At 65.7% G+C, this 25,452-nt stretch carries 25 protein-coding genes; 4 read left to right on the forward strand and 21 right to left on the reverse strand.

Annotated features, from left to right (window positions below):
* Positions 1-41 precede the first annotated feature (41 nt).
* From NVV90_RS13260 to NVV90_RS13280, 5 genes are read right to left on the reverse strand one after another with little or no spacing between them, the layout of a single operon-like run.
* Positions 42-1,613, reverse strand: a complete 1,572-nt coding sequence (locus NVV90_RS13260; RefSeq protein WP_258437744.1) for a transporter — start codon at positions 1,611-1,613, stop codon at positions 42-44.
* A complete protein-coding gene (locus tag NVV90_RS13265) occupies positions 1,595-2,398 on the reverse strand; it encodes an ABC transporter ATP-binding protein (RefSeq protein WP_258437745.1) in 804 nt (267 codons plus the stop codon). Before NVV90_RS13265 ends, NVV90_RS13260 begins: the two co-directional genes overlap by 19 nt.
* Positions 2,399-2,420: 22 nt before the next feature.
* Positions 2,421-3,524 (reverse strand): NADH:flavin oxidoreductase/NADH oxidase, encoded by a 1,104-nt coding sequence (locus NVV90_RS13270; RefSeq protein WP_258437746.1) that lies wholly within the window; start codon positions 3,522-3,524, stop codon positions 2,421-2,423.
* Positions 3,524-4,516 (reverse strand): tetratricopeptide repeat protein, encoded by a 993-nt coding sequence (locus NVV90_RS13275; protein ID WP_258437747.1) that lies wholly within the window; start codon positions 4,514-4,516, stop codon positions 3,524-3,526. The genes NVV90_RS13270 and NVV90_RS13275 overlap by 1 nt, the downstream gene beginning before the upstream one ends.
* Positions 4,517-4,554: 38 nt before the next feature.
* The gene (locus tag NVV90_RS13280; RefSeq protein WP_258437749.1) at positions 4,555-6,315 is read right to left on the reverse strand and encodes a hypothetical protein; all 1,761 of its coding nucleotides are present in this window, start codon (positions 6,313-6,315) and stop codon (positions 4,555-4,557) included.
* Between the two features lie 284 nt (positions 6,316-6,599).
* Here NVV90_RS13280 and NVV90_RS13285 point away from each other — a divergent pair, with 284 nt between their 5' ends.
* Positions 6,600-7,784, forward strand: coding sequence for an AI-2E family transporter (locus NVV90_RS13285; RefSeq protein ID WP_396125402.1), 1,185 nt, complete (start codon positions 6,600-6,602; stop codon positions 7,782-7,784).
* 4 nt (positions 7,785-7,788) lie between these two features.
* Here the strand turns inward: NVV90_RS13285 and NVV90_RS13290 are convergent, their stop codons facing one another.
* Positions 7,789-8,586, reverse strand: a complete 798-nt coding sequence (locus NVV90_RS13290; protein ID WP_258437751.1) for an alpha/beta hydrolase — start codon at positions 8,584-8,586, stop codon at positions 7,789-7,791.
* Positions 8,587-8,604: 18 nt separating this feature from the next.
* Positions 8,605-8,949 carry an ATP/GTP-binding protein gene (locus NVV90_RS13295; protein ID WP_258437752.1) on the reverse strand — a complete coding sequence of 115 codons (345 nt, stop codon included), beginning with the start codon at positions 8,947-8,949 and terminating at the stop codon, positions 8,605-8,607.
* A 49-nt stretch (positions 8,950-8,998) separates the two neighbouring features.
* Here NVV90_RS13295 and nucS point away from each other — a divergent pair, with 49 nt between their 5' ends.
* The 3 genes from nucS to NVV90_RS13310 all read left to right on the forward strand — a co-directional run bounded on the left by nucS (position 8,999) and on the right by NVV90_RS13310 (position 11,560).
* Positions 8,999-9,694, forward strand: a complete 696-nt coding sequence (gene nucS, locus NVV90_RS13300) for an endonuclease NucS (RefSeq protein WP_258437753.1) — start codon at positions 8,999-9,001, stop codon at positions 9,692-9,694.
* 57 nt (positions 9,695-9,751) lie between these two features.
* On the forward strand, positions 9,752-11,008 hold the full coding sequence (locus tag NVV90_RS13305; RefSeq protein WP_258437754.1) for an N-acetylglucosamine-6-phosphate deacetylase: 1,257 nt from the start codon (positions 9,752-9,754) through the stop codon (positions 11,006-11,008).
* Between the two features lie 348 nt (positions 11,009-11,356).
* Positions 11,357-11,560: a cold-shock protein gene (locus tag NVV90_RS13310; protein ID WP_017199737.1), complete on the forward strand. Its 204-nt coding sequence runs from the start codon at positions 11,357-11,359 to the stop codon at positions 11,558-11,560.
* A 172-nt stretch (positions 11,561-11,732) separates the two neighbouring features.
* Here the strand turns inward: NVV90_RS13310 and NVV90_RS13315 are convergent, their stop codons facing one another.
* From NVV90_RS13315 to NVV90_RS13380, 14 genes are all read right to left on the reverse strand, one after another.
* A complete protein-coding gene (locus NVV90_RS13315; protein WP_258437755.1) occupies positions 11,733-14,321 on the reverse strand; it encodes a bifunctional lysylphosphatidylglycerol flippase/synthetase MprF in 2,589 nt (862 codons plus the stop codon).
* The gene (locus NVV90_RS13320) at positions 14,318-15,616 is read right to left on the reverse strand and encodes an esterase family protein (protein WP_258437756.1); all 1,299 of its coding nucleotides are present in this window, start codon (positions 15,614-15,616) and stop codon (positions 14,318-14,320) included. Before NVV90_RS13320 ends, NVV90_RS13315 begins: the two co-directional genes overlap by 4 nt.
* A gap of 5 nt (positions 15,617-15,621) precedes the next feature.
* A complete protein-coding gene (locus NVV90_RS13325; RefSeq protein ID WP_258441170.1) occupies positions 15,622-16,053 on the reverse strand; it encodes a DUF2550 domain-containing protein in 432 nt (143 codons plus the stop codon).
* A 10-nt stretch (positions 16,054-16,063) separates the two neighbouring features.
* On the reverse strand, positions 16,064-16,348 hold the full coding sequence (locus tag NVV90_RS13330; RefSeq protein ID WP_207614746.1) for a F0F1 ATP synthase subunit epsilon: 285 nt from the start codon (positions 16,346-16,348) through the stop codon (positions 16,064-16,066).
* A gap of 1 nt (position 16,349) precedes the next feature.
* Entirely contained in the window at positions 16,350-17,804 is a 1,455-nt protein-coding gene (gene atpD, locus NVV90_RS13335; protein WP_258437757.1) for a F0F1 ATP synthase subunit beta, read from the reverse strand.
* An 84-nt stretch (positions 17,805-17,888) separates the two neighbouring features.
* Positions 17,889-18,779 (reverse strand): F0F1 ATP synthase subunit gamma, encoded by an 891-nt coding sequence (locus NVV90_RS13340; protein WP_258437758.1) that lies wholly within the window; start codon positions 18,777-18,779, stop codon positions 17,889-17,891.
* A 76-nt stretch (positions 18,780-18,855) separates the two neighbouring features.
* Positions 18,856-20,493 (reverse strand): F0F1 ATP synthase subunit alpha, encoded by a 1,638-nt coding sequence (gene atpA / locus NVV90_RS13345; RefSeq protein ID WP_258441171.1) that lies wholly within the window; start codon positions 20,491-20,493, stop codon positions 18,856-18,858.
* A gap of 84 nt (positions 20,494-20,577) precedes the next feature.
* On the reverse strand, positions 20,578-21,405 hold the full coding sequence (locus NVV90_RS13350) for a F0F1 ATP synthase subunit delta (RefSeq protein WP_258437759.1): 828 nt from the start codon (positions 21,403-21,405) through the stop codon (positions 20,578-20,580).
* Positions 21,405-21,962 (reverse strand): F0F1 ATP synthase subunit B, encoded by a 558-nt coding sequence (locus tag NVV90_RS13355; RefSeq protein ID WP_258437760.1) that lies wholly within the window; start codon positions 21,960-21,962, stop codon positions 21,405-21,407. The genes NVV90_RS13350 and NVV90_RS13355 overlap by 1 nt, the downstream gene beginning before the upstream one ends.
* Before the next feature lie 52 nt (positions 21,963-22,014).
* Positions 22,015-22,233: an ATP synthase F0 subunit C gene (atpE, locus tag NVV90_RS13360; protein WP_011775261.1), complete on the reverse strand. Its 219-nt coding sequence runs from the start codon at positions 22,231-22,233 to the stop codon at positions 22,015-22,017.
* A gap of 80 nt (positions 22,234-22,313) precedes the next feature.
* Positions 22,314-23,114: a F0F1 ATP synthase subunit A gene (atpB, locus tag NVV90_RS13365; RefSeq protein ID WP_258437761.1), complete on the reverse strand. Its 801-nt coding sequence runs from the start codon at positions 23,112-23,114 to the stop codon at positions 22,314-22,316.
* A gap of 81 nt (positions 23,115-23,195) precedes the next feature.
* The gene (locus tag NVV90_RS13370) at positions 23,196-23,534 is read right to left on the reverse strand and encodes a hypothetical protein (RefSeq protein ID WP_258441172.1); all 339 of its coding nucleotides are present in this window, start codon (positions 23,532-23,534) and stop codon (positions 23,196-23,198) included.
* Positions 23,521-24,012: a hypothetical protein gene (locus tag NVV90_RS13375; RefSeq protein ID WP_258437762.1), complete on the reverse strand. Its 492-nt coding sequence runs from the start codon at positions 24,010-24,012 to the stop codon at positions 23,521-23,523. Before NVV90_RS13375 ends, NVV90_RS13370 begins: the two co-directional genes overlap by 14 nt.
* A 116-nt stretch (positions 24,013-24,128) precedes the next feature.
* A complete protein-coding gene (locus NVV90_RS13380; protein WP_258437763.1) occupies positions 24,129-25,247 on the reverse strand; it encodes an MraY family glycosyltransferase in 1,119 nt (372 codons plus the stop codon).
* Between the last annotated feature and the right edge of the window lie 205 nt (positions 25,248-25,452).

The raw sequence follows: 25,452 nt of genomic DNA on the forward strand, positions 1-25,452 counted from the left end.
CCAGTCGGGGCGCCCGACGGCGGGAGGTCCCGCCGTCGTCGTCATCGGTTCACGGTCAGCTGGGCAAAGAGTTCGGGACCGCGGGCGTCCAGCCACTTCCCGCCCAGCCGCACGCCCACCACAAACAGCACCAGGCCCAGGACCGGCCCCAGCACGAGGTTGATCCACCCCGGCACCGGGTTGCCGGTCACGGCCTGGACAATCGTCAGGCCCAGCTCGGGCGCCACCAGCAGGAACAGGACACCCATCCCGCCGAACTGCACGGCCAGGGTCTGGGCCACGTTGCCCGGCGGCTTCTTGAACGGGCTCTCGCCCGGCAGCGGCACGGCCACGGCGTACCTGGCCGAAACCACCGAGGACAGGCCGAGCCCGGTGAAGAGCATGCCCAGGGAGAGCCCCAGGATGCTGGGCAGCCACACCCAGTCCCCCGTGATGAAGAACGGCCCGATGACGAACAGGAGCACCACCGGCAGGGAGATCGCCAGGCAGGCCAGGGCGCGGCCCAGGCGGTCGTGGATGCCCCTGACGCCCGCAGCCAGGTGCAGGGCAAAGGCCGTGTTGTCGTAGGACGTGTCGGCCGAAATGGACCAGGCCAGCAGGAACGCGGTCATGGGCGCCAGGACGGACAGCATCTCGTAGCTGCCGGACTGCGCGCTGGAGAACAGGAAGATGACGGGCAGCAGCGGAACCACCACCAGAGAGCCGGCATAGCGGGGGTCCCGGAGCCAGTAGCTCAGCGAGCGGGCGGCCACGGCACCGGCGGGCGTCGCCGGCAGCAGGGCAAACAGGCCCAGCTTGCCGCCCTTGCGGGAGGTGCCGCCGGCGTACGGAGGCGTCACCAATGCCCGCTGCAGCAGGAGGTGCCAGCAGAGGAAGAGCCCTGCCAGCGTTGCCACGGCGATCAGGAACTTGAGCACGGCAGCGCCGGCGTCGCCCGCCTCAAGGTCCCCGCCCAGGGACCACGCGGCCCCCAGCGGAGTCCAGGAAATGCCCTTGGCGAGTCCCGGCAGGTAGTCCGAGGAACCGGAGAATCCCTGCATCACGCTCGCCACGATCGGCCCCATGAGGACGAGGGGAACGAAAATGACCAGGCTGCTGACGTCCTTGTAGCGGCGCGAGGACGCCAGGCTTGCCGTGGCCGTTGTGACCACCTTGGACAGCACCACGCAGCTCAGGGCGCCCAGCGCGGCACCAAGCAACGACCCGGCAACCGCCGGGACACTGCGCCACCAGGTGGCCACCGTGGCCAGCGAGACCAGCGCCGTGGACAGTCCGGGCAGGCCGATGAAACCGGCCAGCGCCAGGCCTGCCAGCATCTGGGGTGCCGGGATGGCCGAGCTGGTGAAGCGGGCAGGATCCAGAGTCATGTCGGCCGCGGAGACCAGCAACGGCACCACCAGCCAGCCGAGCATGGCGACGGCACCGCCCAGGACCACCACGGTGTGGGCGCTTCCGGCGTCGGCCCAGCGGAGGGCCACCAGGCCGACCAGCAGGGTGAGCACAGTGCCCGCGGCGTAGAGGCCGCCGATGGCCATGCCAATGAGCTGCCCGGGGCTTCGTTTGAAGCCGTTGAGCAGCAGGCGCCACTTCAGGCTCAGAAGGTGCGCAACCATTCCAGCCCTTCCGTCGGGCGGCCGCCGCCCACAAGTTCCACAAAGCGGTCCTCGAGAGTTGAGCCGTTGCGCACGTCGTCAACCGGTCCTGCCGCCAGCACACGGCCGGCGGCAACCACGGCAACGTGGCTGCACATGCGCTGCACCAGGTCCATGACATGGCTGGAAACAATCACCGTTCCGCCGGAGGCCACGTAGCTGTCCAGAATGCCGCGGATGTTGGTGGCCGAGACGGGATCCACGGATTCGAACGGCTCGTCCAGGACCAGCAGCCGCGGCGCGTGGATGAGGGCGGATGCCAGCGCAATCTTCTTGGTCATGCCCGCGGAGTAGTCCACCACCAGGGTGCCGGCGTCGGCTCCAAGGTCAAGGGCGGCCAGCAGCTCGGGCACGCGGGAGCGGACGGTCCCGCGGTCCATGCCGCGCAGCAGGCCCGCATAGCTGACGAGCTGTTCGCCCGTCAGCCGGTCGAACAGCCGCACGCCGTCGGGCAGCACACCCATCAGCCTCTTGGCTTCCAGCGGCCGGGACCAGACGTCGATCCCGTGGACCAAGGCCGTGCCGAAGTCCGGGCGCAGTAGCCCCGTCGCCATCGAGAGCGTGGTGGTTTTGCCTGCACCGTTAGGCCCCACGACGCCGTAGAAGGAACCGGCCGGGACGTCCAGGCTGATGCCGTCGACGGCGATCTTACCGCCGAAGCGCTTGGCCAGGCCCCGGATCGAAAGTGCCGGCACCGCCGGTCCGGGCGATGGCGCGGGATAGGGGACGCTGCTCGGGTCAGTCATGGCTCCAGCCTAGCCTCGGGGCCTAGAAACCGTGCCGGGGAATCGCCCGTTGGTACTGGGGAACCCACGCAATGTTGTGCCCCAGTTCGTGGGCGGCCCGGAGCCACCAGTGTGGGTCGCGCAGGGCGGCACGTGCAATGAAGACGGCGTCGGCCCGGCCTTGGGACACGATTGCCTCGGCCTGCCCGGGCGACGTCAGCAGCCCCACGGCCCCGGCGGGCACCCCGGCTTCCCGCTTGATCCGTTCGGCGAAGCCGGCCTGGTATCCGGGGCCGAGTTTGATCTCCTGGTGCGCCACGGCTCCCCCGCTGGACACGTCCACCAGGTCCACGCCGTGTTCGGCCGCCGTCCGGGCAAGCCGCACGGAGGCGCCGATGTCCACGCCGCCCTCGGCCCAGTCGGAGGCCGAGATGCGCAGCAACAGGGGCATGGAGTCAGGAATGACGGCCCGGACGGCGTCCACCACGGCAAGCATGAGCCGGTTCCGGCCCTCCTCGTTGCCGCCCCAGGCGTCCGTGCGGGTGTTGATGAGCGGGCTCTGGAACTGGTGCAGGAGGTAGCCGTGCGCGCCGTGGATCTCCACCGTGTCGAAGCCCGCGTCCACGGCACGGGTGGCGGCCGCGGCGAAGTCGGCGATGACGTCCTGGATGTCTTCCTCGCCCATGGCTTCGGGAACCGCATAGCCGTCGAAAGCCTCAGTGGACGGGCCCACGGTGGTCCAGCCGCCGTCGGACGCCGGAACGGAACCGGACTTCCCGGAGAACGGCCAGTAGGTGGAGGCCTTCCGGCCTGCATGTGCCAGCTGGACGCCGATCTTGCCGTCCACGGCACTGTGCCGGTGGACGAAGTGCACCATCCGCTCCCAGGCCGCCGCCTGCGCGTCCGAGTACAGCCCGGCGTCGAGGGGGCTGATCCGCCCCGCAGGGTTTACTGCGGCGGCCTCGGTGAGGATCAGCGCGGCACCGCCGGTGGCAAAGGAGCCCAGGTGCATCAGGTGCCAGTCGTTCGGCACGCCCTCGCCGGTTTCGGGGTGGCAGCTGTACTGGCACATGGGCGAGACCCAGCCGCGGTGCGGGAGGGTGAGTGAACGCAGCCGGAGCGGTGTGAAGAGTGCGGATGGGGCCATTAGAACAGGACCCGGGCGAGCCCCTGGCGCGCCTTGGCAACCCGTTCATCGGAGGTGCCCACGACGTCGAAGAGCTCCAGCATGCGGACACGGGCGGCTTCCCGCTCGGCGCCGAAGTTGCGGCTGATGTACGTGATGATCCGCTGGAAGGCGTCCTCGATATGCCCGCCTGAGATGTCCAGATCGGCCACGCCGAGCTGCGCTTCGGCATTGTCCGGTTCCTGGGCCGCCAGCTGGCGCAGGGCCTCGGCCTCGGGGGCGGAGAGCCGTTCGAGGCGGCCCATCAGTTCCACCTGGGCCAGCCCGGCCTTGGCCTCGGCGTCGGCGGGCGACTCGGCCAGTGCCTGCCGGAAGGCGGTGGCGGCTGCGGCGTAGTCGCCGGCCTCGATGGCATCGAAGGCGGCCTGGTGCAGCGGCGCCAGCGGGGGCGCCTCGGCGGGCCCCTGCCCACCGGCTCCGCCGATGCTTCCAGTCACACCGTTTGCCTCGGCGACCGTGAGGAGTTCATCGAGGAGCGGACGCACCTGTTCCTCCTCGGCGGCGCCCTGGAACAGCGGAACCGGCTGCCCCTTGAGGACGGCGATGGCGGTGGGGACGGCCTGGACCTGGAAGGCCTGTGCCAGCTGGGGGAAGGCATCGACGTCGGCCGCTGCCAGCACCAGCCTGCCGGCAAAGCCCTCGACAATCTGCTCCATGGTGTCCAGCAATGCCGGCGATTCCGGGGCATAGTGCGAGTACAGGACGAAGACCACCGGGACCTGGGCAGAAAGCTGCACAAGGTCCTGGAAGTTCTCTTCGCCGGCTTCGACGCGGAGCGGCGATCGGCCGGCAGGGGGTTCGGTGGCGCTGCCGGTTCCCGCAGGCGACGGCGGGGCGGAAGGCGCCGGCGGGGCGGGCGCCGGGCGCCTCAGCGACGAGAGGTCGACGGCGCCGCGCAGGTTGAGCTGGCTGGCAGCGGCTGGAGTGACGGGACGGGATCCGGGCGAACTCATACGGTCAACTCTAGCCGCTGCCAGGGCAGCCTCATGTCCTACTTGAAGCTGGCGCCCACCAGGCCGCGCGTGGCGGCAATCAGCTTCATGGGTTCGGTCGAACCCGCCGGCGGGATGTAGACCGCCACGGACTCGGCAAAGGTCAGGACCATGCCCGTGGTGGTTTCCTTGCCGCCGGCGAACACTGCGGAGTCATCGTCCAGCAGCAGCTTGTCGCCGGAGGCCTTCGGGGTGCCGTCGAGCGCGAAATCGAGCCGCCCGATCACCAGGGCACCGCCGTCGGAGGTCCGCAGGACGGACGTCAGCGCCGGCACCGGCGTGTGCGTGACCTTGAAGGTCGCGCTGGTCCCGGCTGCGATCGTGTCCGCCTGGTAGGCCAGGGCGCCGGCGATGTACGGCGAGGAACCCGTCTCGACCAGTTTGTCCTTGAAGGCGGAATCGGCGGTGGTCAGGCGGTCCGCGAGGGCCGCCAGGGCCTCGGTTCCGCTGTACGCCAGCCCGTCCTTGCCTGCGGGGTCAGCGGAAGCGGTGCCGTCGCGGGGAATGGACGGGAAGGTGGTTCCGGGCTGCAGCGGGGCGCTGGCGGTGAGCTTGTAGTTCTCCCGAGGCGAGACCTGGGTGAGCGTCAGGACCTGGGGAACCACGTTTCCTTCGCCCTGGGTCACGGCCAGCACGGTGCGCGGCCAGCTCCGCTGGGTGGTGACCACGCTGCTGAGCAGCTTGCTTGCCTGGACAGGCATGCGGGCCTCATAGGCGGATACCGATGAACGGATCTTGTAGTTTTGGGTGCGGACCTGCAGTTCCATCTGGTCCACGCGCGGCGCCAGCTTGGCAGCGTCCCGTGCGGCGTCCCCGGCGGCGACTGCGCTGGCCACCTGCTCCAGGACCCGCTTGAGCTGGGCGTCCAGCAGTACTGGCACTACCGGCGCTTCCTCGGCAGCGGCGGAGGAACTGCCCTGCGCCGGGCTCGGCGCGGGCGTGGTGGTGGCCTGTGCGCCTGCGGCGGAGCCGGCAACAAGCACGGTTGCGAGCCCGGCGGCGAGGGATACCCGCAGCGCCTGCCCGTTGGATCCTGCGGCCCGGCCGCGGCGGCCCTCGGGCTGCGCGTCGCCGGTCCGGGCCGCTTCCGGTCCGGACCCGCCTTCGGGGGTGCCGCCGTCGGGGCCCTTGCCCTTGCCACGCCGCTCGCTGAGGAACCTGGCCAGGAACGGGAAGGCCAGGCCGGCAAGGATGACGAGGATGCCCAGCACGATGAGGGGCACGGCCCACGGCATGGTGGCCTTGTTGGGGAACGTCATGGAGATCGACGACGGCGCGGCCTTGGTGCCGTCGCTGGCAAGCAGCAGCGTCCAGTCGCCGCCGGCCGGCGGGTTCCAGGTGTAGTCCAGCTCGCCGCTGCCGTTCTCTACGGTGACCCACAGATCGGAGCCCGCCGGTGACGGCGCGGTGGCCTCGCCCTCGGTGGAGGCAACCTGGAGGGACTTCTGGTCCTCGGACACTCCGGTCACAGTGGTGTGGGCGGTCTTGCCCACCCAGGCGTCGACGTCGTCCGGGCGGCCGGTGGCCACCAGGAAGTTTCCTTCGCCCTTGATGTTGATCTTCATGGCACCGCCGTGAAGGGCGATCAGCTTCTCGTCGATCACGGTCAGCGGGGCGGCTTTCGTGTCGCCGGGGGCCGAAACGGTCACGGTCTCGGCGGGGGCCCAGAAAGTCAGCTGGCCGATGCCGGCCAGCAGCGCCAGGAGGCCCAGCAGAGCCAGCGTGGCTGCAGTCTTCAATCGCACAGGAATACCTATCATCAGCGGTCGTTGAAGTTCTAGGGTAACCGTTTTGTTACGAAGGAGCCTGATCCGGGCATGAGCGCAATGGCATTCCAGGCCGCGCCAGCGCGCTGCGGAAGCGCCATTCGGGGCTGCTGGTACTGTGGCGATGATCATGAAAACCGGCCTGCCGAGGGCATGGCCGCGGAGCGAAAAGGCAGCAGATCCCCGTGAACGAGCACAAGCACCCGAGCCCCGCCGAACAGCCCGGCACGGCTGACGGGCCGGCGTCCACGGAAGGCTCCGGAACCAAGGGGGACGGAGTGCAGGCACGCCTGGCCTCCGTGGCACGCAAACTGCGCCAGCCGATCCCCGGCGCCAGGACCAGGGTCCGTTTCGAGATGCCTCCCGAAGAGGAGCATCTCGAGCCCGGTCAGGACGAGGACCGCTTTGGCTCCCCCGGGCCGAAGATCTCGGCCCAGCACCCCTTGTACGTAGGCTTCCTGGGAACCGCAGGCGTGGGTGCCGCGCTGCTTCTCTACTACATCGGCATCAACACAGCCCAGTTGCTGCTGTGGATTGTGGCGGCGCTGTTCATCGCCCTGGGCCTGGATCCGGTAGTGCGCTGGTTTGAGGGCCGCAAGCTGCCCCGGCCCGCCGGCATCCTGATCGCTGTCTCCGCCCTGGTGCTCGGCGTCGCCGGATTCTTCGCCACCCTGATCCCCACCATCGTGGAACAGGTCTCTGAGATCGTCCGCCAGGCGCCGGACTGGATCCGCGGATTCCTGGATTCCGATTTCTTCCGTTCCCTGGACAGCCAATTCGGCGTCCGCGAGCGCATCACGGCGGAACTGGACAAGTTCGTCAAGAACCCCGAGGCCATGGGCGGCATTTTCGGCGGCGTGGTGGGCTTCGGCTCAACGGTGGCCAACGGAATCTTCGGCACCCTCATCGTCCTGGTGCTGAGCCTCTACTTCCTGGCCGCCCTGCCGTCCATGAAAAAGTGGGCCTACCGCCTGGCCCCGAGGTCGCGCCGCCCGCGCGTCGAGGCCCTGTCCGAGGCGATCACGCGCTCAGTGGGCAACTACGTCATTGGCCAGGCCTGCGTCGCTCTGCTCAACGCGCTCTTCGCCTTCATTGTCATGAGCATCCTGGGCATCCCGTTCAGCGTCCTGCTCGCCTTCGTGGTGGCCCTGCTGGCGTTCATCCCCTTGGTGGGCGGGATGATCGCCGCGATCGTCGTGATCCTGGTGGCGCTGACGGTGGGCTGGCAGACGGCCGTCATCTACGCGATCTGCTACTTCGCCTACCTGCAGTTCGAGGCCTACTTCATCTCCCCGCGCATCATGCAGCGCGCCGTTGCCGTTCCGGGCGCCGTTGCCGTGATCTCGGTCATTGCCGGCGGCAGCCTCCTGGGGGTGCTGGGTGCCCTGATCGCGATCCCGACGGCGGCCGCCATCATGCTGCTGATCAAAGAGGTGTTCATCGCCCGCCAGGACCGGCACTAGAGCTTCAGTGCGCCGTGGCCACCGCTCCGGCCCATTCCCGGGGAAGACCCTCCGGACCGGCACCCGCAGCAGTGACGTCGTCGACGATCTCATCCAGCACCCGGGCAGCGTACTTCTCGCCCACCCAGAGGTGCTTGGCCCCGTCCACGCCCAGGATCCTGGCCTGTGGCACCAGACTGAAGCGTTCCTCGGCTTCCACGGGCTGGAGGTAGTCGTCGTGCTCCGGCACGAGGACCGTGAGCGGCTTGCCCGAGGCGCCCCATTCCTTGAGGTGCACGTCCGTGGCGCGGTGCAGCGGCGGGGAGAGCAGGACCGCCCCCTCGATCTGCGAGGCCACGGGCTCCACGGCGCCATACATCAGGGCCAGTTCAGTGCCGAAGGACCAGCCCACAAGCCAGCGGTTGGGCAGTCCGCGTTCGACAGCGAAGCGGACGGCGGCCTCGACGTCGTAGCGCTCGCCGATGCCTTCCTCGAACTGGCCTTGGCTGGTGCCGCGCGGCGAGTGCGTGCCCCGCGTATTGAAGCGCAGGACGGCGACGCCGGCGAGTGCGGGCAGCCGGTAGGAGGCCTTGCGGTAGACGTGCGAATCCATGAAGCCGCCGTGCGTGGGCAGCGGGTGGAGGGTGATGAGCGTGGCGGTGATCTCCCCCGATTCCGGCAGGGCAAGCTCACCCAGGAGAACCTTGCCGTCCTCGGTGGTGAACTCGACGTTTTCCCGGCGCGCCGGAAGGACCGTGGCGGCCCGGATCGCCGAGGCGGCATCCTGCGGGCTGAAAACGAAGGTGGCGGGATCGAAAGTCATGCTTCCAAGCTTAAGTGCTCAGCGGTAGCGGTATGTGCGTCCCGTCCAGCAGTTGGTGTGCCAGTGGCGCCGTTCGGCCAGCCCGGCGGCCTCGCCGAACAAATGGCTGTCCGACCAGACCACCAGATGCGCGATCCCGGGGAGGATCGGCGTCGAGCAGCCCGGGCAGATGTACTGTTTCTCCGCGTTCCTGGCGGTGATGCTGCGCACCATCCAGTCTCCGTCGGGGGCGCTCTCCCGGCGGGCGATCCCGGACCGGGCGCGCTCAAGGTCCAGCTCCGGAACGTCCCCGGTGTGCTTGCTGCCGCCCTTTGACGTCCGGGTGGCTGACAGGGGGCGGCGGGGGCGGTTGGAACGGGGCATGCCTCCATTCTGCCAAAGCCCGGGACTGCCAGACGGTAAAGTTGGGCTGGTGCGACTCGTCATAGCCCGTTGTTCTGTTGATTATGTTGGCCGGCTCAAGGCCCACCTCCCCCTCGCTACCCGGCTCCTGCTGGTCAAAGCCGATGGTTCCGTCCTGGTGCACTCCGACGGCGGCTCCTACAAGCCGCTGAACTGGATGAGCCCGCCGGCTTCCCTGCGCGTGACCACGCCCGAGGAGACCGAGGTGGAGGAAGGCGTGGTGGAGCAGTGGACCGTGCAGTCGGCCAAGACCGACGACCGGCTGATCATCAACATCTATGAGCAGCTGCACGATACCTCCCATGATCTTGGCACCGATCCCGGCCTCATCAAGGACGGCGTGGAAGCCGATCTGCAGCGCCTCCTGGCCGAGCAGATCGAAACCCTTGGCACCGGCTACTCCCTGATCCGCCGTGAATACTTCACCGCGATCGGTCCGGTGGATATCCTGGCCCGTGACGCCGCCGGGGCCACCGTGGCGGTCGAGCTCAAGCGCCGCGGCGACATCGACGGCGTCGAGCAGCTCACCCGCTACCTCGAGCTCCTGAACCGCGATCCCCTGCTGGCGCCGGTGCGCGGCATCTTCGCCGCCCAGCAGATCAAGCCGCAGGCCAAGGTCCTGGCCAACGACCGCGGCATCGACTGCGTGACGCTGGACTATGACGCCATGCGCGGCGTGGATGACAGCGAGTCGCGGCTCTTCTAGGCTGTGTGCTCCGGGACACTAGTAGGCTGTGTGCTCCGGGACACTAGAATTAGTGCCATGACTGTCCTTGACCAGCCTGAATCTGTCCCTGCGCCCAGCCGCCATCTGGTGACGGGGACACTAGTCAGCGACGGCGTGATCGTCGAGGACGGTCTGGTGGCGGTCGACGGCGACCGGATCGCCTTCGCCGGGCCCGCCGCGGATTTTGACCCCGCCGATTTCGAGGGTTTCAGCGATCTCCCGGAAGAGACCTGGCTGGATCTTCCCCAGGACCGGTTCATTCTGCCGGGCCTGGTGGATGTGCACTGCCACGGCGGCAACGGCGGTGACTTCCCCGGCGGCGAGGAATCCTCCGCCCGCACGGCCGTCGATTTTCTGCACCGCTCCGGCACCACCACGTTCCTGGCCAGCATGGTCACGGCCCCGCGCGAGGATCTGCTGCGTGGCATCGAACTCTATGTGAAGCTGGCCAACGAGGGACTGGTCGCCGGTATCCACCTCGAGGGCCCGTTCCTGTCCCACGCCCGCTGCGGTGCGCAGAACCCGGCCTTCCTGCTGGAACCGGACCTCGATTTCATGAACGAACTGGTCGAGGCTGCCGCGGGCAAGCTGGCAACCATGACCTATGCCCCGGAGCTGCCCGGCGCCGCGGCGCTCGTGGACCTCATGACCTCCCACGGAGTCACGCCGTCGCTGGGGCACACGGACTGCGACGACGCCACGGCCGCAGCGTCCCTTGCGGCGGCCCGCGAAGGCCTTGAGTCCGCAGGGTTCGACGGCGTCAGCTCGCTGCCCACGGTCACCCACCTCTTCAACGGCATGCCGCCCATGCACCACCGCTCCCCCGGCCCGGTGGCGGCCTGCCTGCGTACCGCACAGCAGGGCAAGGCGATCGTGGAGCTCATCGCCGACGATACCCACCTGGACCCCGCCACCGTTGCCACCGTCTTCCAGCTGGTGGGGGCGGCCAACATCCTCCTGGTCACCGATTCGATGGCTGCCGCCGGCCTCTCGGACGGCAACTACATGCTGGGCCCCTCACCCGTGACGGTCACCGACGGCGTGGCCACGCTCGATGCCACCGGTTCCATCGCCGGAGGCACGGCCACCATGCTGGAGGTAGTGCGCCGAACCGTCGCCGCGGGCGTGGACATCAGCGACGCCGTGCTGTCGGCAACGGCGGTCCCGGCAGGAGTGCTGGGACTGGCCGATGAGGTGGGCGGGCTCCGCCGCGGACTGCGCGCTGATATTGTCGTGGCGGACAAGGAGCTGGGCCTGACTGCCGTTATGCGCAACGGCAGCTGGCTCGCCTGACGCAGTCTTCCTGCTGCCTCCTGCGGCATTCACATTGTTGCTTTCCCTTGCCTTCTTTGACGTCAAATGGCATCTTTCCCGACTGCACGGCCGCCCATTCCGCCGTTACCTTCTTTTTACCTAAAATTTTCCGGAATTCCCGGGCAGACCGTTGACCTCCAGCACGCCCCATGAAAGTGTTGTAGCAGTCTTTGTGTAGGTGTTATTCATGCTCGCAAGACGCGTTGCGAGCGTGAAGCTCCTGCAGAACCAAACAGGCCAAGCCTGGGCGGAAAACCAGGTCTTCTCGCGAAGTAACCAGGGCCGGTGCGCGGTGTATCGGCCTACGTTCCACAATGAGGAGAAAAAATGGCACTGGGAACCGTGAAGTGGTTCAACGCTGAAAAGGGCTTCGGCTTCATCACCCCGGACGACGCGGATGGCGATGTCTTTGTCCACTACTCCGAGATCCAGACCGGTGGCTTCAAGACCCTTGATGAGAACCAGCGCGTTCAGTTCGAGATCGGCCAGGGCGCCAAGGGCCCGCAGGCAACCGGCGTTACCGTCGTCTAGTCTGAGCCGCTGAATTCTGCCGCAGGCACGTTCAGCAATGGGGTTGCCCCGGCCTTTGTGCCGGGGCGGCTCTGTTTAAGGCCGCTTACGACAAACATGTCTGATTGCGCAGCAATTAAGTAATACATATTTACCCCAGCTGAAATACGGTGTGCCGCTGGCGGCCCGGAATTCAGCCGACCAGGCTCCGCAATAGCCTGGCGGAATGCCGGACGGACAATCCCGGCAGGTACGCCTGGCTGAGGGCCCGGCCTATTGCCGGCAGCTGCAGAGGATCCTGGTAGTACAGATACAGGGTCCGGTACTCGGGCTGGAATCGCGACTTGAACGTGGCCAGCGAGCGGAAGCCGTAGACGGGTTCCAGGGCCCGGCCCACAAGCTCCAGGATGCCGGCCAGGCCCTCGGCCCGCTGCTCAATCTCGCCCTTCTCGCGGGCCAGCGGCGAACCGGACAGCGAGATGGTTTCCACGGAGGACCGCAGTTCCAGGATGGCCGAGGCGATCAGGAATTCCATCACGCCCGGGAAGCCGTCCCCGCGCCGCCGCATGAAGTCCAGCGTCCAGCTGACCACGGCACCGTCTCTAAAGACAGGCAGCCAGGAGGTCACGCCGTACACATGCCCGTCCTGGTCCGCTGCTACACAGCACAGCACGTCGTCGTCCATGAGTTCGTCCAGGCCGCCCAGCGTAAAGCCCATCTCGGGGACCCGCTTCTGGGCAGCCCATTCCTCCGAAACCTCGCCCAGCTGGGTGCGCAGATGGTGAGGGAGGGCCGAGTACCTCCCCCAGACGGCGGTGATCCCCATCTTTTCCGCGCGGTTGAGGGACGTCCTGACGTTCTGCCAGTCCTTGCCTTTGAACGCCAGCCCGCGGATGCTGAGCCGGGTTTCCTGCGCCACGGCGACCCGGCGGAAGCCCCGCTGCTCCAGCAGCGGCCAGAGCTCATCCGTGCACGAGTACAGGCACGGAACCAAGGCGTGCTGGGAACAGAACTCCAGGAATTCCAAGGCGGCCGCTTCGTGAGCATCCCGGCGTCCGAACGGCCCGGCCAGCGTCAGGGCAACATTGCCGTGCTGTTGGTACGCGACGCCTGCTGAGCGGTCCGTGCTGAACCAGTATTTGTTCGGTTCCCAGAGGGCCATCCAGGACAAGGAATCCCCGCCGGTCTTCACCAGATCCCTGGCCTCGTTCCGGTCCTCCCGGTCCAGGCCGCCAATATGGTGGCGCCGAAGGAGCAGCACCCAGACAGCGGCCAGCGCGAGCAGCCAGAAGACCGTACCGGAGGAGGCGAACAGGATCCCCTCCAGTGCGTTGCGGTCCGCGAAAACCTTCCGGTAGCCGTTGGGAATGGGCGCCGGCAAGTACTGCCTGGCGAGTTCGGCCACCAGTCCCAGCAGACCGCCGTCGCGCGTCATGCCGCCCGCCGCGGTCCACGCCGCGGCATAGCCGCCGGCGAGGACGAGCCACGCAAGGCCCACCAGCCAGAACACCCGGCGTCGGAGGGCCACCGCCGACTGGACCCGGAAGTGGCCGTGGTAGGCCAAAAGCAGCACTGCGAGGGCCAGCGGCACCAGGACCAGGGGCAGGATGTGCACGACGCCGGAACTCAGCATGCCCTTCGGGCGTCCCGGGTGGTGCGGGATGCTGGCGAACAGTGTGAGGTAGACGGTTGAGAGCGCCACCACCATGAGCTGGACGCCAATGGCAAGTCCCAGCGCCAGGCGCCGCCCCCGGCGCATGCCGTCGGCGCAGATCAGAAGGAGGGCCACGGGGACCACGGCCAGGGCCAGGCCGAAGGGCCCCGTGTAGCCTTGGCGTCCAAGCTCCAGGCACGCGGCATCCACGGTGCCGCCACAGTTGCTTTCGAGTTGCGAGAGCGTGGGCAACGGGTTGAGGACCACGTCCCGCAGCAGCGCGAGCGGACCGGACGGGCTCTTCGCCGCCGCGGTCAGAATGGGCCCCACTGCGAAGATGGCCATGGTCAGGGCCAGCAGGTTCCGGACTTCGCGGCCCGTGGAGCGGTGCAGGTGCAGCTTGCCGTGGTCGCTCTGGATCCACCAGCCGCCCGCAAGCCCCAGCAGCGCACCGAGGAAGCCCACCACCGTTTCCGGATGGCCGACATACAGGAGCAGGAGGGATGCGAGGGACAGCGCCGTTGCCCTGAGGCGCCGCTGCCACAGCGTGGGCAAGAGCCCGCTCGCGGTCAGGGTTGCCGCCAGCACCGCGGCATAGGGTCCGATCAGCCTGGTCTCCACCATGCCGCCCAGCCAGTCGTCGCCGGCGTAGCGGGCGAGCTGGGTGAGCAGCAGGAAGGCCGACACGCTCGCGAACTGGCCGCCGAGGAAAGCCACAACTGTCCGCCACAAGCCGAGCTGGCGCTCTGCAAGGCCCAGCAGCAGGAAGATCATCAAGCCTGCGGTCACGTGGGCGAGGGGGTTCGTCGCGAAGAAGATCGACGTCCAGATGGTCCACCACTGCCCGGACTTCAGCCCGCTGGCCGTCACTCCGGCAACGGAAAACCAGGACTCCGGCGGGCCGCCCAGGAAGCTCCCGCTGAACGCAGCCACCGCCACCATCACCGCGATCACCGTCAGGGTGAAGGGAATGGCCCGCAGATGGCCGAGCGCCTGCCGTGCCGCGGGGCGGAACACTCCGTTGAACCACAGGCTGCGGGCACCGGCACCACCGCGGCCGGGGCCGCCGGAGCTCGGCCCGGCGCTAGGACCGGCGCCGGGGCCGCCGGCGTTGGGACGTTCAGTCATTTGGGGATGCCCCAACGCCCGCCCAGGAAGTCCAGGGCCTCCGGCATGCCCTTCACCACGGTGTCCCAGGAGTGCCCGGCCCGGGCGATGCTGTGTTCCTCCACGGTGAAGCCGGCAGAACGGGCCGCCTTCGCGAGGACTTCCATGTAGCCGATGAATTCATGGTCCGTGGCCCCGGCCGCGAAGTACACGGCACTGCCGGGGTACTGGCGCTGCCCCATCACCGCCAGGGGCGTCAGCGACTCGAAGGCCGCAACATCGCCGCCAAAGGATTCGGCGATGGTCTTGCTCCGGTCCTTGGCCAGGGCAGGTTCCTGCTCGGCCGAGAAGGCGAGCACGGAAGGATACGTTGCGGGGTGGCGGGTGCCCATCTGGACGGCGCAGGTGGCGCCGAAGGAGAAGCCTCCCACGCCCCACTGCGAGGAGTCGGGGTTGGTGTCGAGGGTCGCCCGGATCCAGGCGGGGACATCCTGCGACAGGTAGGTGTCGGCCTGCGCGATCCGGCTGTCCATGCACATGGTGTTGGCACTGCCGCTGCCGTTGGGATCCACCACCACGGTGACCGGGGCCAATCCCCCGTGGTTGGCAGCGAACTTGTCCAGGACGGCGCGCAGGCGGCCGCCGCTGAGCCAGTCCGATGGACCGCCGGGCTGCCCGGAGAAGAGCACCAGGACGGGCAACGCGGGGCGTGCAGCAGTCTGGTAGGCCGGAGGGAGGTAGACGAAGGCCTCCCGGGAGGTGAACCCGGAGATCGTTCCGGGGATTTCCGCCCGCCGGAGGATCCCGCCGGACGGCATGGAATCGGGGGCAGTCCATGCTGCCGGAGCGGGGCGGACAGGGCTTCCGGGCTGCTTCTTGAGGCTGTCCTCAAGGGGCTGAATGCGGGCAACGGCCGTGCCCGCAAGGTCTGCCACAGTGTTGTTGAGGCCGAAGTAGATGTTGATCTGGACGGCGCTCAAAAGCACCACGCCCAGCATTGCCAAGGCGCTGGCGGCCCGGCCAGGCCAGGTGTTCCGCCGCAGGCGCAGGGCGAACAGCAGCACCGCAGCGACGGCCGGCACGGACCAGGCAAGGATCTCGATCGGCAGATGCTCCGGGAAGGCCGAGAAGACGTAGATCAGGAGCCAGTGGACCAATGCGACGATTGCCACGGCGGCCAGCAAGGCTCCGGCAACAAACAGGGCCCAGGAAAGCTTCCGCCTCCACAGCAAATGGACCGCGCCAATGACGCCGGCTGCCAGGCTGAACCACAGCAGCGGGCCGTCCACCAGGCTGAGGTCGAAAAACGTGTCCATAACGGCTAGCGCCAGGTGCCGACGCCGATGACCGGACCCGCCTCGAGCCAGGACGACAGCCCGGCGTAGGCATCGAAGTTCATGGCGAGCATGAACTTCTCGCCTTCATACTGGAGTTCCACCACAACCACTCCGGGCTGGATCTTGACCAGCTCTTCCTCTGTGGGTTTGCGGCGGCCAAGCAGCTCGAGGGAACTGCGGCGGAATCTGTGCTTGGGGATCACGCTCAATGACAACAGCCGGAACCACTCGAGTTCATTGTCCTGATAACGACAAACCCCCATCTGCCAGCTGTTTCCAGCCGTGCAAATGGAGGCGTCGACCGTGCCCAGGGCGCGCCGCAGATTGAAGCGGCGCACCCCGAACAGGCACAGTGTGAAAATCAGCAAAGCAAGCGCTGTTGCCAGTGCGATGAACGGAATAAGAGAGTCGTCCATCAAGGTCGTGCTATCGGATCCCCGCTGTAGCCGCTTCGCCCAGCTGGGCGTTGTCAGCAACAATGACCACGCGGTTGTTGTCGACGGAGAAGAATCCGCCGTCGACTGCTACCGAGATACGGTCACCGGAAACCGGCTGGATTGCCAGTTCGCCCTCGGCCATGATGGCCAAGAGGGGCGAGTGGCCCGGCAGGATTCCGATTTCACCATCGCTGGTGCGGGCCTTGACCATCTTGGCCGCACCGGACCACACGAAGTGGTCCGCCGCGACAATCTCAACCTCAAGCTCGGCCATGCTACTTGGTCTGTTCCTGGATCTTGGCCCACTGGCGCTCGACGTCATCCAGGCCACCGACGTTGAAGAACGCCTGCTCTGCAATGTGGTCCAGCTCGCCGTCGCAGATGGCGGTGAAGCCTTCCACGGTGTCCTTGATGGACACGGTGGAGCCTTCGACGCCGGTGAACTGCTTGGCGGTGTAGGTGTTCTGGGACAGGAACTGCTGGATGCGGCGTGCACGCGACACGACGATCTTGTCTTCTTCGGACAGTTCGTCGACACCAAGGATGGCGATGATGTCCTGGAGTTCCTTGTTCTTCTGCAGGATCTGCTTGACACGGACAGCCGTGTTGTAGTGATCCTTGCCGATGTACTGGGGGTCCAGAATACGGGAGGTCGACGTCAGCGGGTCAACGGCCGGGTACAGACCACGGGAGGCGATTTCACGGGAAAGTTCCGTGGTCGCGTCGAGGTGTGCGAAGGTCGTTGCCGGAGCCGGGTCGGTGTAGTCATCTGCGGGAACGTAGATGGCCTGCATCGAGGTGATGGAGTGGCCCTTGGTGGAGGTGATGCGCTCCTGGAGCAGACCCATCTCGTCAGCAAGGTTCGGCTGGTAACCCACGGCGGACGGCATGCGGCCGAGCAGCGTGGAAACCTCGGAACCTGCCTGGGTGAAGCGGAAGATGTTGTCGATGAAGAGCAGCACGTCCTGGTTCTGCACATCGCGGAAGTACTCCGCCATGGTCAGGGCGGACAGTGCCACGCGCAGACGCGTTCCCGGCGGCTCATCCATCTGGCCGAACACAAGGGCGGTGTCCTTGAGGACGCCTGCCTCTTCCATTTCAACCCAGAGGTCGTTGCCTTCACGGGTACGCTCGCCCACACCGGCGAACACGGAAGTACCACCGAAGTTGCGGGCAACACGGGTGATCATTTCCTGGATCAGAACGGTCTTGCCGACACCGGCACCACCGAACAGACCGATCTTTCCACCCTTGATGTACGGGGTGAGAAGGTCGATGACCTTGATACCGGTCTCGAGCATCTCCGTGGAGCCCTCGAGGGACGCGAAGGCCGGGGCCTTGCGGTGGATCGGCCAGTAGGCGTCAGCCTTGATCTCGGACTCGTCGACGTCCAGCGGCTTGCCGAGAACGTTGAAGATGTGGCCCTTGACGCCGTCGCCGACAGGCACGGAGATCGGGGCACCGGTGTCCTGCACGACGGTGCCGCGGACGAGGCCGTCGGTTGCCTGCAGGGCGATGGCGCGGACGAGGTTGTCACCCAGGTGCTGGGAGGTCTCGAACGTGATGGTCTTCGTCTGGCCGTTGAGGGTGATCTCAGTGGTCAGTGCGTTGTAAATCGAGGGGATTGCGTCAGCCGGGAATTCGACGTCGACAACCGGGCCAATAACACGGGCAATGCGGCCGGTGGCACCGGCCGTTGCGGCTACGTGTTCGGTAGCTGTGGCAGTCATCTCTCTCACTTCACTCAGTAGATGGCGTGGGGTTAAGTTTATCTGTTTGGTGCAGGTGCGGCTTCGAGCCGAATCCTGTACCGGCTAGGACGCGAGGGCGTCGGCGCCGGCCACGATTTCGGAAAGCTCCTGCGTAATCTCGGCCTGACGGGCCGTGTTGCGCAGACGCGTGTACTTCTTGATCAGGTCCGTAGCGTTGTCACCGGCCGACTTCATGGCACGCTGGCGGGCTGCGAGCTCGGAAGCTGCTGCCTGCAGCATGGCTGCGAAGATGCGGGACTCGATGTAGCGCGGCAGCAGGGCGTCAAGGACCTGCTCGGTTTCCGGCTCAAATTCGTACAGCGGCAGCAACTCGGACTCCGAGGCTGCTTCCTCTTCAACGACCTCAAGCGGCAGCAGGCGGATAACCGTCGGCTCCTGCGTCACCATGGACTTGAAGCGGGTGTAGACAACGTGGATCTCGTCCACGCCACCCTCTTCGAAGCTCGTGGCGAAGTCTTCGAGGAGCGCGGCTCCGACTTCCTGCGCGGTTTCGAACTCCGGTGCATCCGTGCCGCCGGTCCAAACGCGGGCGTAGGGACGGTTGCGGAAATCGAAGTACGCCTGTGCCTTGCGGCCGACAAGGTACGCCTTGACTTCCTTGCCTTCTGCGTGAAGAAGCTCGGTGAGGCCTTCGGCCTGCTTGAGCACACTTGCGGAGTAGGAACCTGCAAGGCCACGGTCCGAGGTGATTACCAGGACGGCGGCGCGGCGGATCTGCTCCGGCTCGGTGACAAGCGGGTGGTCGATTTCGCTCTGAGTCGCGACAGCAGAAACGGCACGGGTAATCGCGTTCGCGTAAGGCAGTGAAGCTGCTACGCGGGCGCGGGCCTTACCGATGCGCGAGGTAGCGATCAGTTCCATCGCCTTGAAGATCTTGCGCATCGACGTCGTCGAGCTGATCTTCTGACGGTAGACCCGAATCTGGGCTCCCATACTTATCCTTTCCTAAGTTCTCGATGTGCTGGCCTGCCGGGGCCCTTGCGGACCCCGGCAGGCCAGAGCAACGAAACTAGCGCTTCTGCTTGACGATCTTTTCCTGGTCGACGTCGCCGCCCGAGATCGCTTCGTGCTCCTCGTGGCCTGCGCCAACCAGCTGGTTGTCGCCCTCTCCGAAGAAGCCCTTCTTGAAGGCGATGATCGAGGACTTCAGGGCCTCGGCGGTGTCGTCATCCAGGACGTTGGTCTGTGCCAGCGTGGTCAGGATGGAGGACTTGTGCTTGAGGTGCTCCAGGAACTCGGACTCGAAGCGGCTGATGTCCTCAACCGGAACGTCATCCAGGTAACCCTTGGTACCGGCCCAGATGGACACAACCTGGTCCTCGACCGGGAACGGCGAGTACTGGCCCTGCTTGAGCAGTTCCATCAGGCGGGCACCACGGGTGAGCTGCTGGCGGGATGCGGCGTCGAGGTCCGACGCAAACATCGCGAATGCCTGCATGTCGCGGTACTGGGCCAGGTCCAGCTTCAAGGTACCGGAGACCTTCTTCATGGACTTGACCTGTGCAGCACCACCCACGCGGGACACGGACACACCGACGTCAACAGCGGGGCGCTGGTTGGCGTTGAAGAGGTCCGACTGCAGGAAGATCTGACCGTCGGTGATGGAGATCACGTTGGTCGGGATGTACGCGGAGACGTCGTTTGCCTTGGTTTCGACGATCGGAAGACCGGTCATCGAACCCGCACCGAGCTCGTCAGAGAGCTTGGCACAACGCTCCAGCAGGCGGGAGTGCAAGTAGAAGACGTCGCCCGGGTAGGCTTCGCGTCCCGGCGGACGGCGGAGCAGCAGGGAAACTGCACGGTAGGCTTCGGCCTGCTTGGACAGGTCGTCGAAGATGACCAGAACGTGCTTGCCGCCGTACATCCAGTGCTGGCCGATGGCCGAGCCTGCATACGGTGCAAGGTACTTGAAGCCGGCGGGGTCGGATGCCGGGGACGCCACGATGGTGGTGTACTCCAGCGCGCCGTGGTCTTCCAGGGTCTGGCGGACAGCGGCGATGGTGGAAGCCTTCTGGCCAACACCGACGTAGACGCAGCGGACCTGCTTGGTGACATCGCCCGAAGCCCAGTTGGCCTTCTGGTTGATGATGGTGTCCACCGCGATTGCGGTCTTGCCGGTCTGTCGGTCACCGATGATCAGCTGACGCTGGCCACGGCCGATCGGGATCATGGCGTCGATGGCCTTGAGGCCGGTCTGCATCGGTTCGTGAACCGACTTACGCTCGGTGACGCCCGGGGCCTGGAGTTCCAGTGCGCGGGTGGTCTCAGCCTTGATCTCACCGAGGTCATCGATCGGCTGGCCCAGCGGGTCAACAACGCGACCCAGGAAGGCGTCGCCAACCGGAACGGACAGGATCTCACCGGTGCGGTGTACTTCCTGGCCTTCTTCGATGCCCGTGAAGTCGCCGAGGATGATGACGCCGATTTCGCGGACGTCAAGGTTCTGGGCCAGGCCCAGGGTGCCATCTTCGAAGCGAAGCAGCTCGTTCGCCATGACCGAGGGAAGGCCCTCAACACGGGCGATGCCGTCACTTGCGGCGGTCACACGACCAACCTCTACGCGCTCTGCGTTTCCGGGTTCGTAGGACGCCGCGAACTCGTTCAACGCATTACGGACGTCGTCGGCGTTGATGGTCAATTCGGCCATCTGCAGTCCCTGCTCTCCTGTTTTCGTGATCATCGTTGCTCACGATGACCGGGTTTTATATCAGTTAAGTTGTGCTTTGTCTGGCTAGCCAGCGAGCTGGCGGCGAAGTTCGGACAAGCGGGCAACAAGCGAAGCGTCAAGCACTTCGTCGCCTACCTGGACCCGGATTCCACCAATCAGCGCAGGATCAACATTGACGTTGACCTTCAATTCGCGGCCGTACAGGGCATCCAGCCCGGCCTGCAGACGACTGGCCTGCGTTTCCGTCAACGGACGGGTAACGCTGACAGTTGCGATCCAGCGCTGCTGACGCTTGGCTGCAAGCTTGGCGAAAGAATCGACGAGCTTGCTCGGCTTGACACCGCGCGGCTGTGTTACTGCCTGGCCGATGAGAACCTTTGCTTCCTCGCTGATGCCAGGAACAAGCTTCTCGGCCAGTGCAACCTTGGCCGAGGCGGATGCCTGCGGCTCAGACAGAGCACGTTGTACTTCGTGGCTGGAAGCGACGGTCTGGTTGAATGCAAACAGATCGTTTTCCAGCTCTTCCAGCCCCGTAATACCGGAGGCAGAAACGGCCGACTTGTTTTCAGCTACGGCAATGACCACCGTGGCGGCAAGAGTCTCGAGTGCATCGCCGATATCGCGTGCCGATGCCCAGCGCGAGCTGGCCAATCCGCCTGCAATTTCAGCAGCATCAGCGGAGACTTTTCCGCCAACCAGCTGCTTGACCAGCGCCGACTTCTCGTCTCCGCTGCGGGACGGGTCAGTCAGGGCGCGGCGCAAGCCAGCCGAGCTGTCCACCGTTCCCAGGATTCCGAAGAGGTCCTTAGCCAACTGCAGCGAGGCGGTGGGAAGCTTGGCTTCCAAGTGCGCCAGCGCCGTGGTCAGCGATTCGCTCGATATACCTGCCATTACTTAGCTGCACCTGCGCTCTGGGTCTCCAGATCCGCCAGGAAGCGGTCCACAACGCGTGCGGAACGCTCGTCATCGCTGAGCGCCTCCCCAACGATGCGGCCAGCCAGCGTGGTGGCCAGGGTTCCTACCTCAGCACGGAGCGAAACGACAGCTGCCTGGCGCTCGGACTCGATCTGGGCGTGTGCCTGCTCGGTGATGCGTGCAGACTCGACAGCAGCCTTGGCCTTCAGGTCCGCAAGGATCTGGGCGCCTTCGGCGCGGGCTTCTTCGCGGATCTTGTTGGCTTCAGCCCGGCCTTCGGCGAGCTGCTGCCTGTACTCTTCGAGCGCAGCAGAAGCTTCGGCCTGGGCCTTTTCAGCCTTGGCAATGCCGCCTTCAATCGCCTCGGCGCGCTCTGCAAACGTCTTCTCGAACATCGGGACAACAAACTTGACCACGATGAACATGAGGACTGCAAAGCCGGCCAGGACGACGCCCATTTCCCAAACATTGGGCATGAGCGGGCTGGGCGACGCGGCGCCTTCAGTGGCGGCTGAGATGATCAGCTGATTCATGGTTCACCCGTCCTATCTACTCGTGTGTGGATTTTCGCTTGGTTCTTAAGGATTAGGAAAGAACGAAAGCGAAGACCAGGCCGAGGATGGCGAGTGCTTCGGTCAGTGCCAGACCAAGGAACGCGATCGGCTGGAGCACACGCTGGGCTTCCGGCTGACGTGCAACACCGTTGATGTAAGCGGCGAACACGAGACCCACACCGATACCACCGCCGATAGCCGACAGGCCATAGCCGATGAGGTTGAGGGAGCCGTTGATGGTGCCTTCCATTTTTCTTCCTTTCAAGATGCCGCCCGTGCGGCAGGTTGTTTGGGTTGCTTCATCCCCCTGAGGGGAAGCTTTGGGTGAGCCTAGTGGCTGTCGGCGTGGAGTGCGCCTTCAATGTAGATCGCGGTCAGCAGCGTAAAGACATACGCCTGCAAGGCCATGATCAGGGCCTCGAGCATGTACATGGCGATGGCACCGACCAGCACCAGGACCGAAGCGCCCTTCAGCAGGACGTTTTCCTGCATGACGAGGAATTCGATACCGGAGCCTGCGAGCATCACGATCAGGTGTCCTGCCAGCATGGTGGCGAACAGACGGAGGCTGTGCGTGACAGGACGAACCAGGAAGTTCGAGATGATTTCGATCGGCACAACGATCGGCAGGATGTACCACGGCACGCCGGACGGAACCGTTGCGAGCTTGAAGTACTTGAGGCCGTTCTTCTTGATGCCGATGGCGATCCAGGTGACATACACGATGCCGGCCAGTACGTAGGCGCCGCCGACGTGCGAGAAGCTCGGGAGCTGGATCACGGGAATGGCCCCGTAGATGTTGTTCACCAAGATGAAGAAGAACAGGCTGAACAGCAGCGGGACGTACTTCATGAAGTCCTTGCCGCCGATGATGTCCTTGGCGATGCTGTTGCGGACGAAGCCGTAGGCCATCTCGCCTGCGAACTGCAGTTTGCCGGGAACCAGCTGCTGCTTGCGTGCTGCGAGGATGAAGAATGTAGCGATAATGACGACCGACAGGATAACCAGCAGCATCTGCTTGGAGAATCCGTCGTGCGCACCCCACGGCAGGATAGCCGGCAGGTGCATTTCGTCGATTCCGGGAGGAGTGAAGGTCCCTGAATCCTGGGCCGGGAGCGCAAGCGCGATCAACGCGTTTCCTCTCTGCAGTGTCCATCATTGGGCGTTGGTGGGGATCCGGCGGCACACAAAGCAGCCTTCTCCCATGTGAAATTATTTGGCATTACTGTCCCCGTCCTTGGACGGACCGCTGTCTGCGTTGCTCTCGCCAGAAGAAGACCGTTGACTGGTGAGGCCATGCATATGTGAAAGATAGAACCCTCCCGCGGCTCCCAGCAGAGCGCCAAGGAGCACAATCCAGCGGGTTCCCCACAGATTATCCAGACCCCAGCCTATCAAACTCCAGACAATGATCCCGCCAATGATGTAGCTGAAGACGGCGATGCCGGCGTTGTATCCGCCGTCATTTCCGTCCCCGGCCGCATCGGCGGTTCCGGCTGCCTTGGAGCCTGCGGTGAGGGTGGCTTTGCTGCTGCGCTTACGCCTGAACATCATCGCCGCCCTTGCTGTCCGCTGGGTCGTGGTAGATCTGCAGGCGGGCCTTGCTGAAGCCGTAGATTTCGGCCGCCTGCCAGAAAACGACAGCGACGACGGCGCCGATCAGGAACCAGCGGCCGTGCAGCCAGGCTGGGGCGCCGATCAGGAAGAGGACCACGGCGAAGCCGATCACCTTGACGAAATAGGTGGCGACGAAAAGGCCGACGGCACCCGAGGGATTGTTCCGCCCCACGAAGTGGCCGATAAGAAGACTGATGGCGAAGAAAACCATGACCAGTCCGCCGCCGAAGGCGGCGGAGAGTGCTCCCTGCCCGCCGTTCATGAACGCCGCGACTACGGTGGTGGCAGCAAGTGCCAGCACGGCCGCCGTCGAGCTCAGGAACAGCAGCCGGAGCCACAGCGACGAGATGGATCCGCCGACTCCAACAGTGCGTTTGCCGGACAAGCGTCCGGGGCCGGCGTTGGATGACATGGGGGAACCAATCGTCGTGGCACGAGTGCCATGTTCTCAAGAGTGGGTGCACGGGCGAGTGACTGTCCGCGCCTTGAATTCTACATGAGATAGAACTGTGACCATAACCGCGGACGTCATGCCTCGGTTGGCGGACCCGAGGATTTCTTCGTGAAATACGGCCAGGCGGTCACGACGGCCATGACGAAGGCCGCAGCCAGGTCCACGGTGAGCACCAGCTGCCACGGGTAGACGGCGAAGGCCACGCCGCCGAAGGCCAGGATGCACGTCCAGACGTAGAGCATCACCACGGAGGCGCGGTGCGAATGCCCCAGGTCCACCAGCTTGTGGTGCAGGTGGCCCCTGTCCGCGGACCATGGCGACTGCCCACGGGCTGTCCTGCGGATCACCGCCAGGCCGAAGTCCAGCAGGGGCATGGACAGCACCGCGAACGGGAGCAGGATCGGGATGATGGTGGGGATACCGTTGGCCCGGTCATAAAGGCCCGAGCTGATCTGGCCGGTGGCCACGATGCCAGCGGAGGCCATGAGGAGGCCAATGAGCATGGCACCCGAATCCCCCATGAAGATCTTCGCCGGGAACCAGTTGTGCGGCAGGAAGCCGATGCAGCTGCCCACCAGGATCGCCATCAGCAGGGTGGCGAGGTCGGAGTTATCGGTCTGCGGGTTGTTCCGGTGGACCCAGTAGGCGGTCAGGAAGAAGGCCACGCCGCCGATCGCCGCCACACCCGCCGCCAGGCCGTCCAGTCCGTCGATGAAGTTGACGGCGTTCATGGTGGTGACGATCAGGCCGGCCGTCAGCACGATCCGGACGATTTCCGACTCGATGACGATGGGCTCCGGGATGAACGGGATGACCGCCATCCGCACGCCCCACACGGCCACGATCAGGGCCGCTGCGCTTTGACCGAGCAGCTTGATCCACCAGCGGATGTCCAGGATGTCATCCGCGACACCCACAGCGACGATCACCACGGCACCGGCCAGGATCCCCCACGGGGCATCGTTGTGGGCGAAGATGTCCTTTACGAAGAACGAGTTGCTCGAGAGGACAAGCGCAACCAGGAAGCCGGAAAAGATGCCCAGCCCGCCCAGCTTGGAAATCAGCTCCGAGTGCATGTCCCGGCTGCGGATGGGACGGTACAGGCGAAGACTGTTCCCCAGCGCGCGCGCTCCCCACGTTGCGGCATAGGACACCACGGCGGCCGTGAGCATCATGAGCGAGTACATGATCATTGGGCGCCTCCTCGGAAAACGGTATCGGTGCTGCGTTCCCGGGGTGGCAACGTACGGACGTGCGGCTGCGTCATGGCTCGACCATGCAGATTTACTGAACTCAATTTCTTGTGAATCTGACTTCCGATGGATGGATGGCTGCCTGCACTGGGCAACAGCCGCTGCGCACCGCCGAATATTGCTGTACTACAGTTGGACTCAGTCA

The organism is Arthrobacter sp. CJ23 (genome assembly GCF_024741795.1).
Taxonomy (GTDB): domain Bacteria; phylum Actinomycetota; class Actinomycetes; order Actinomycetales; family Micrococcaceae; genus Arthrobacter.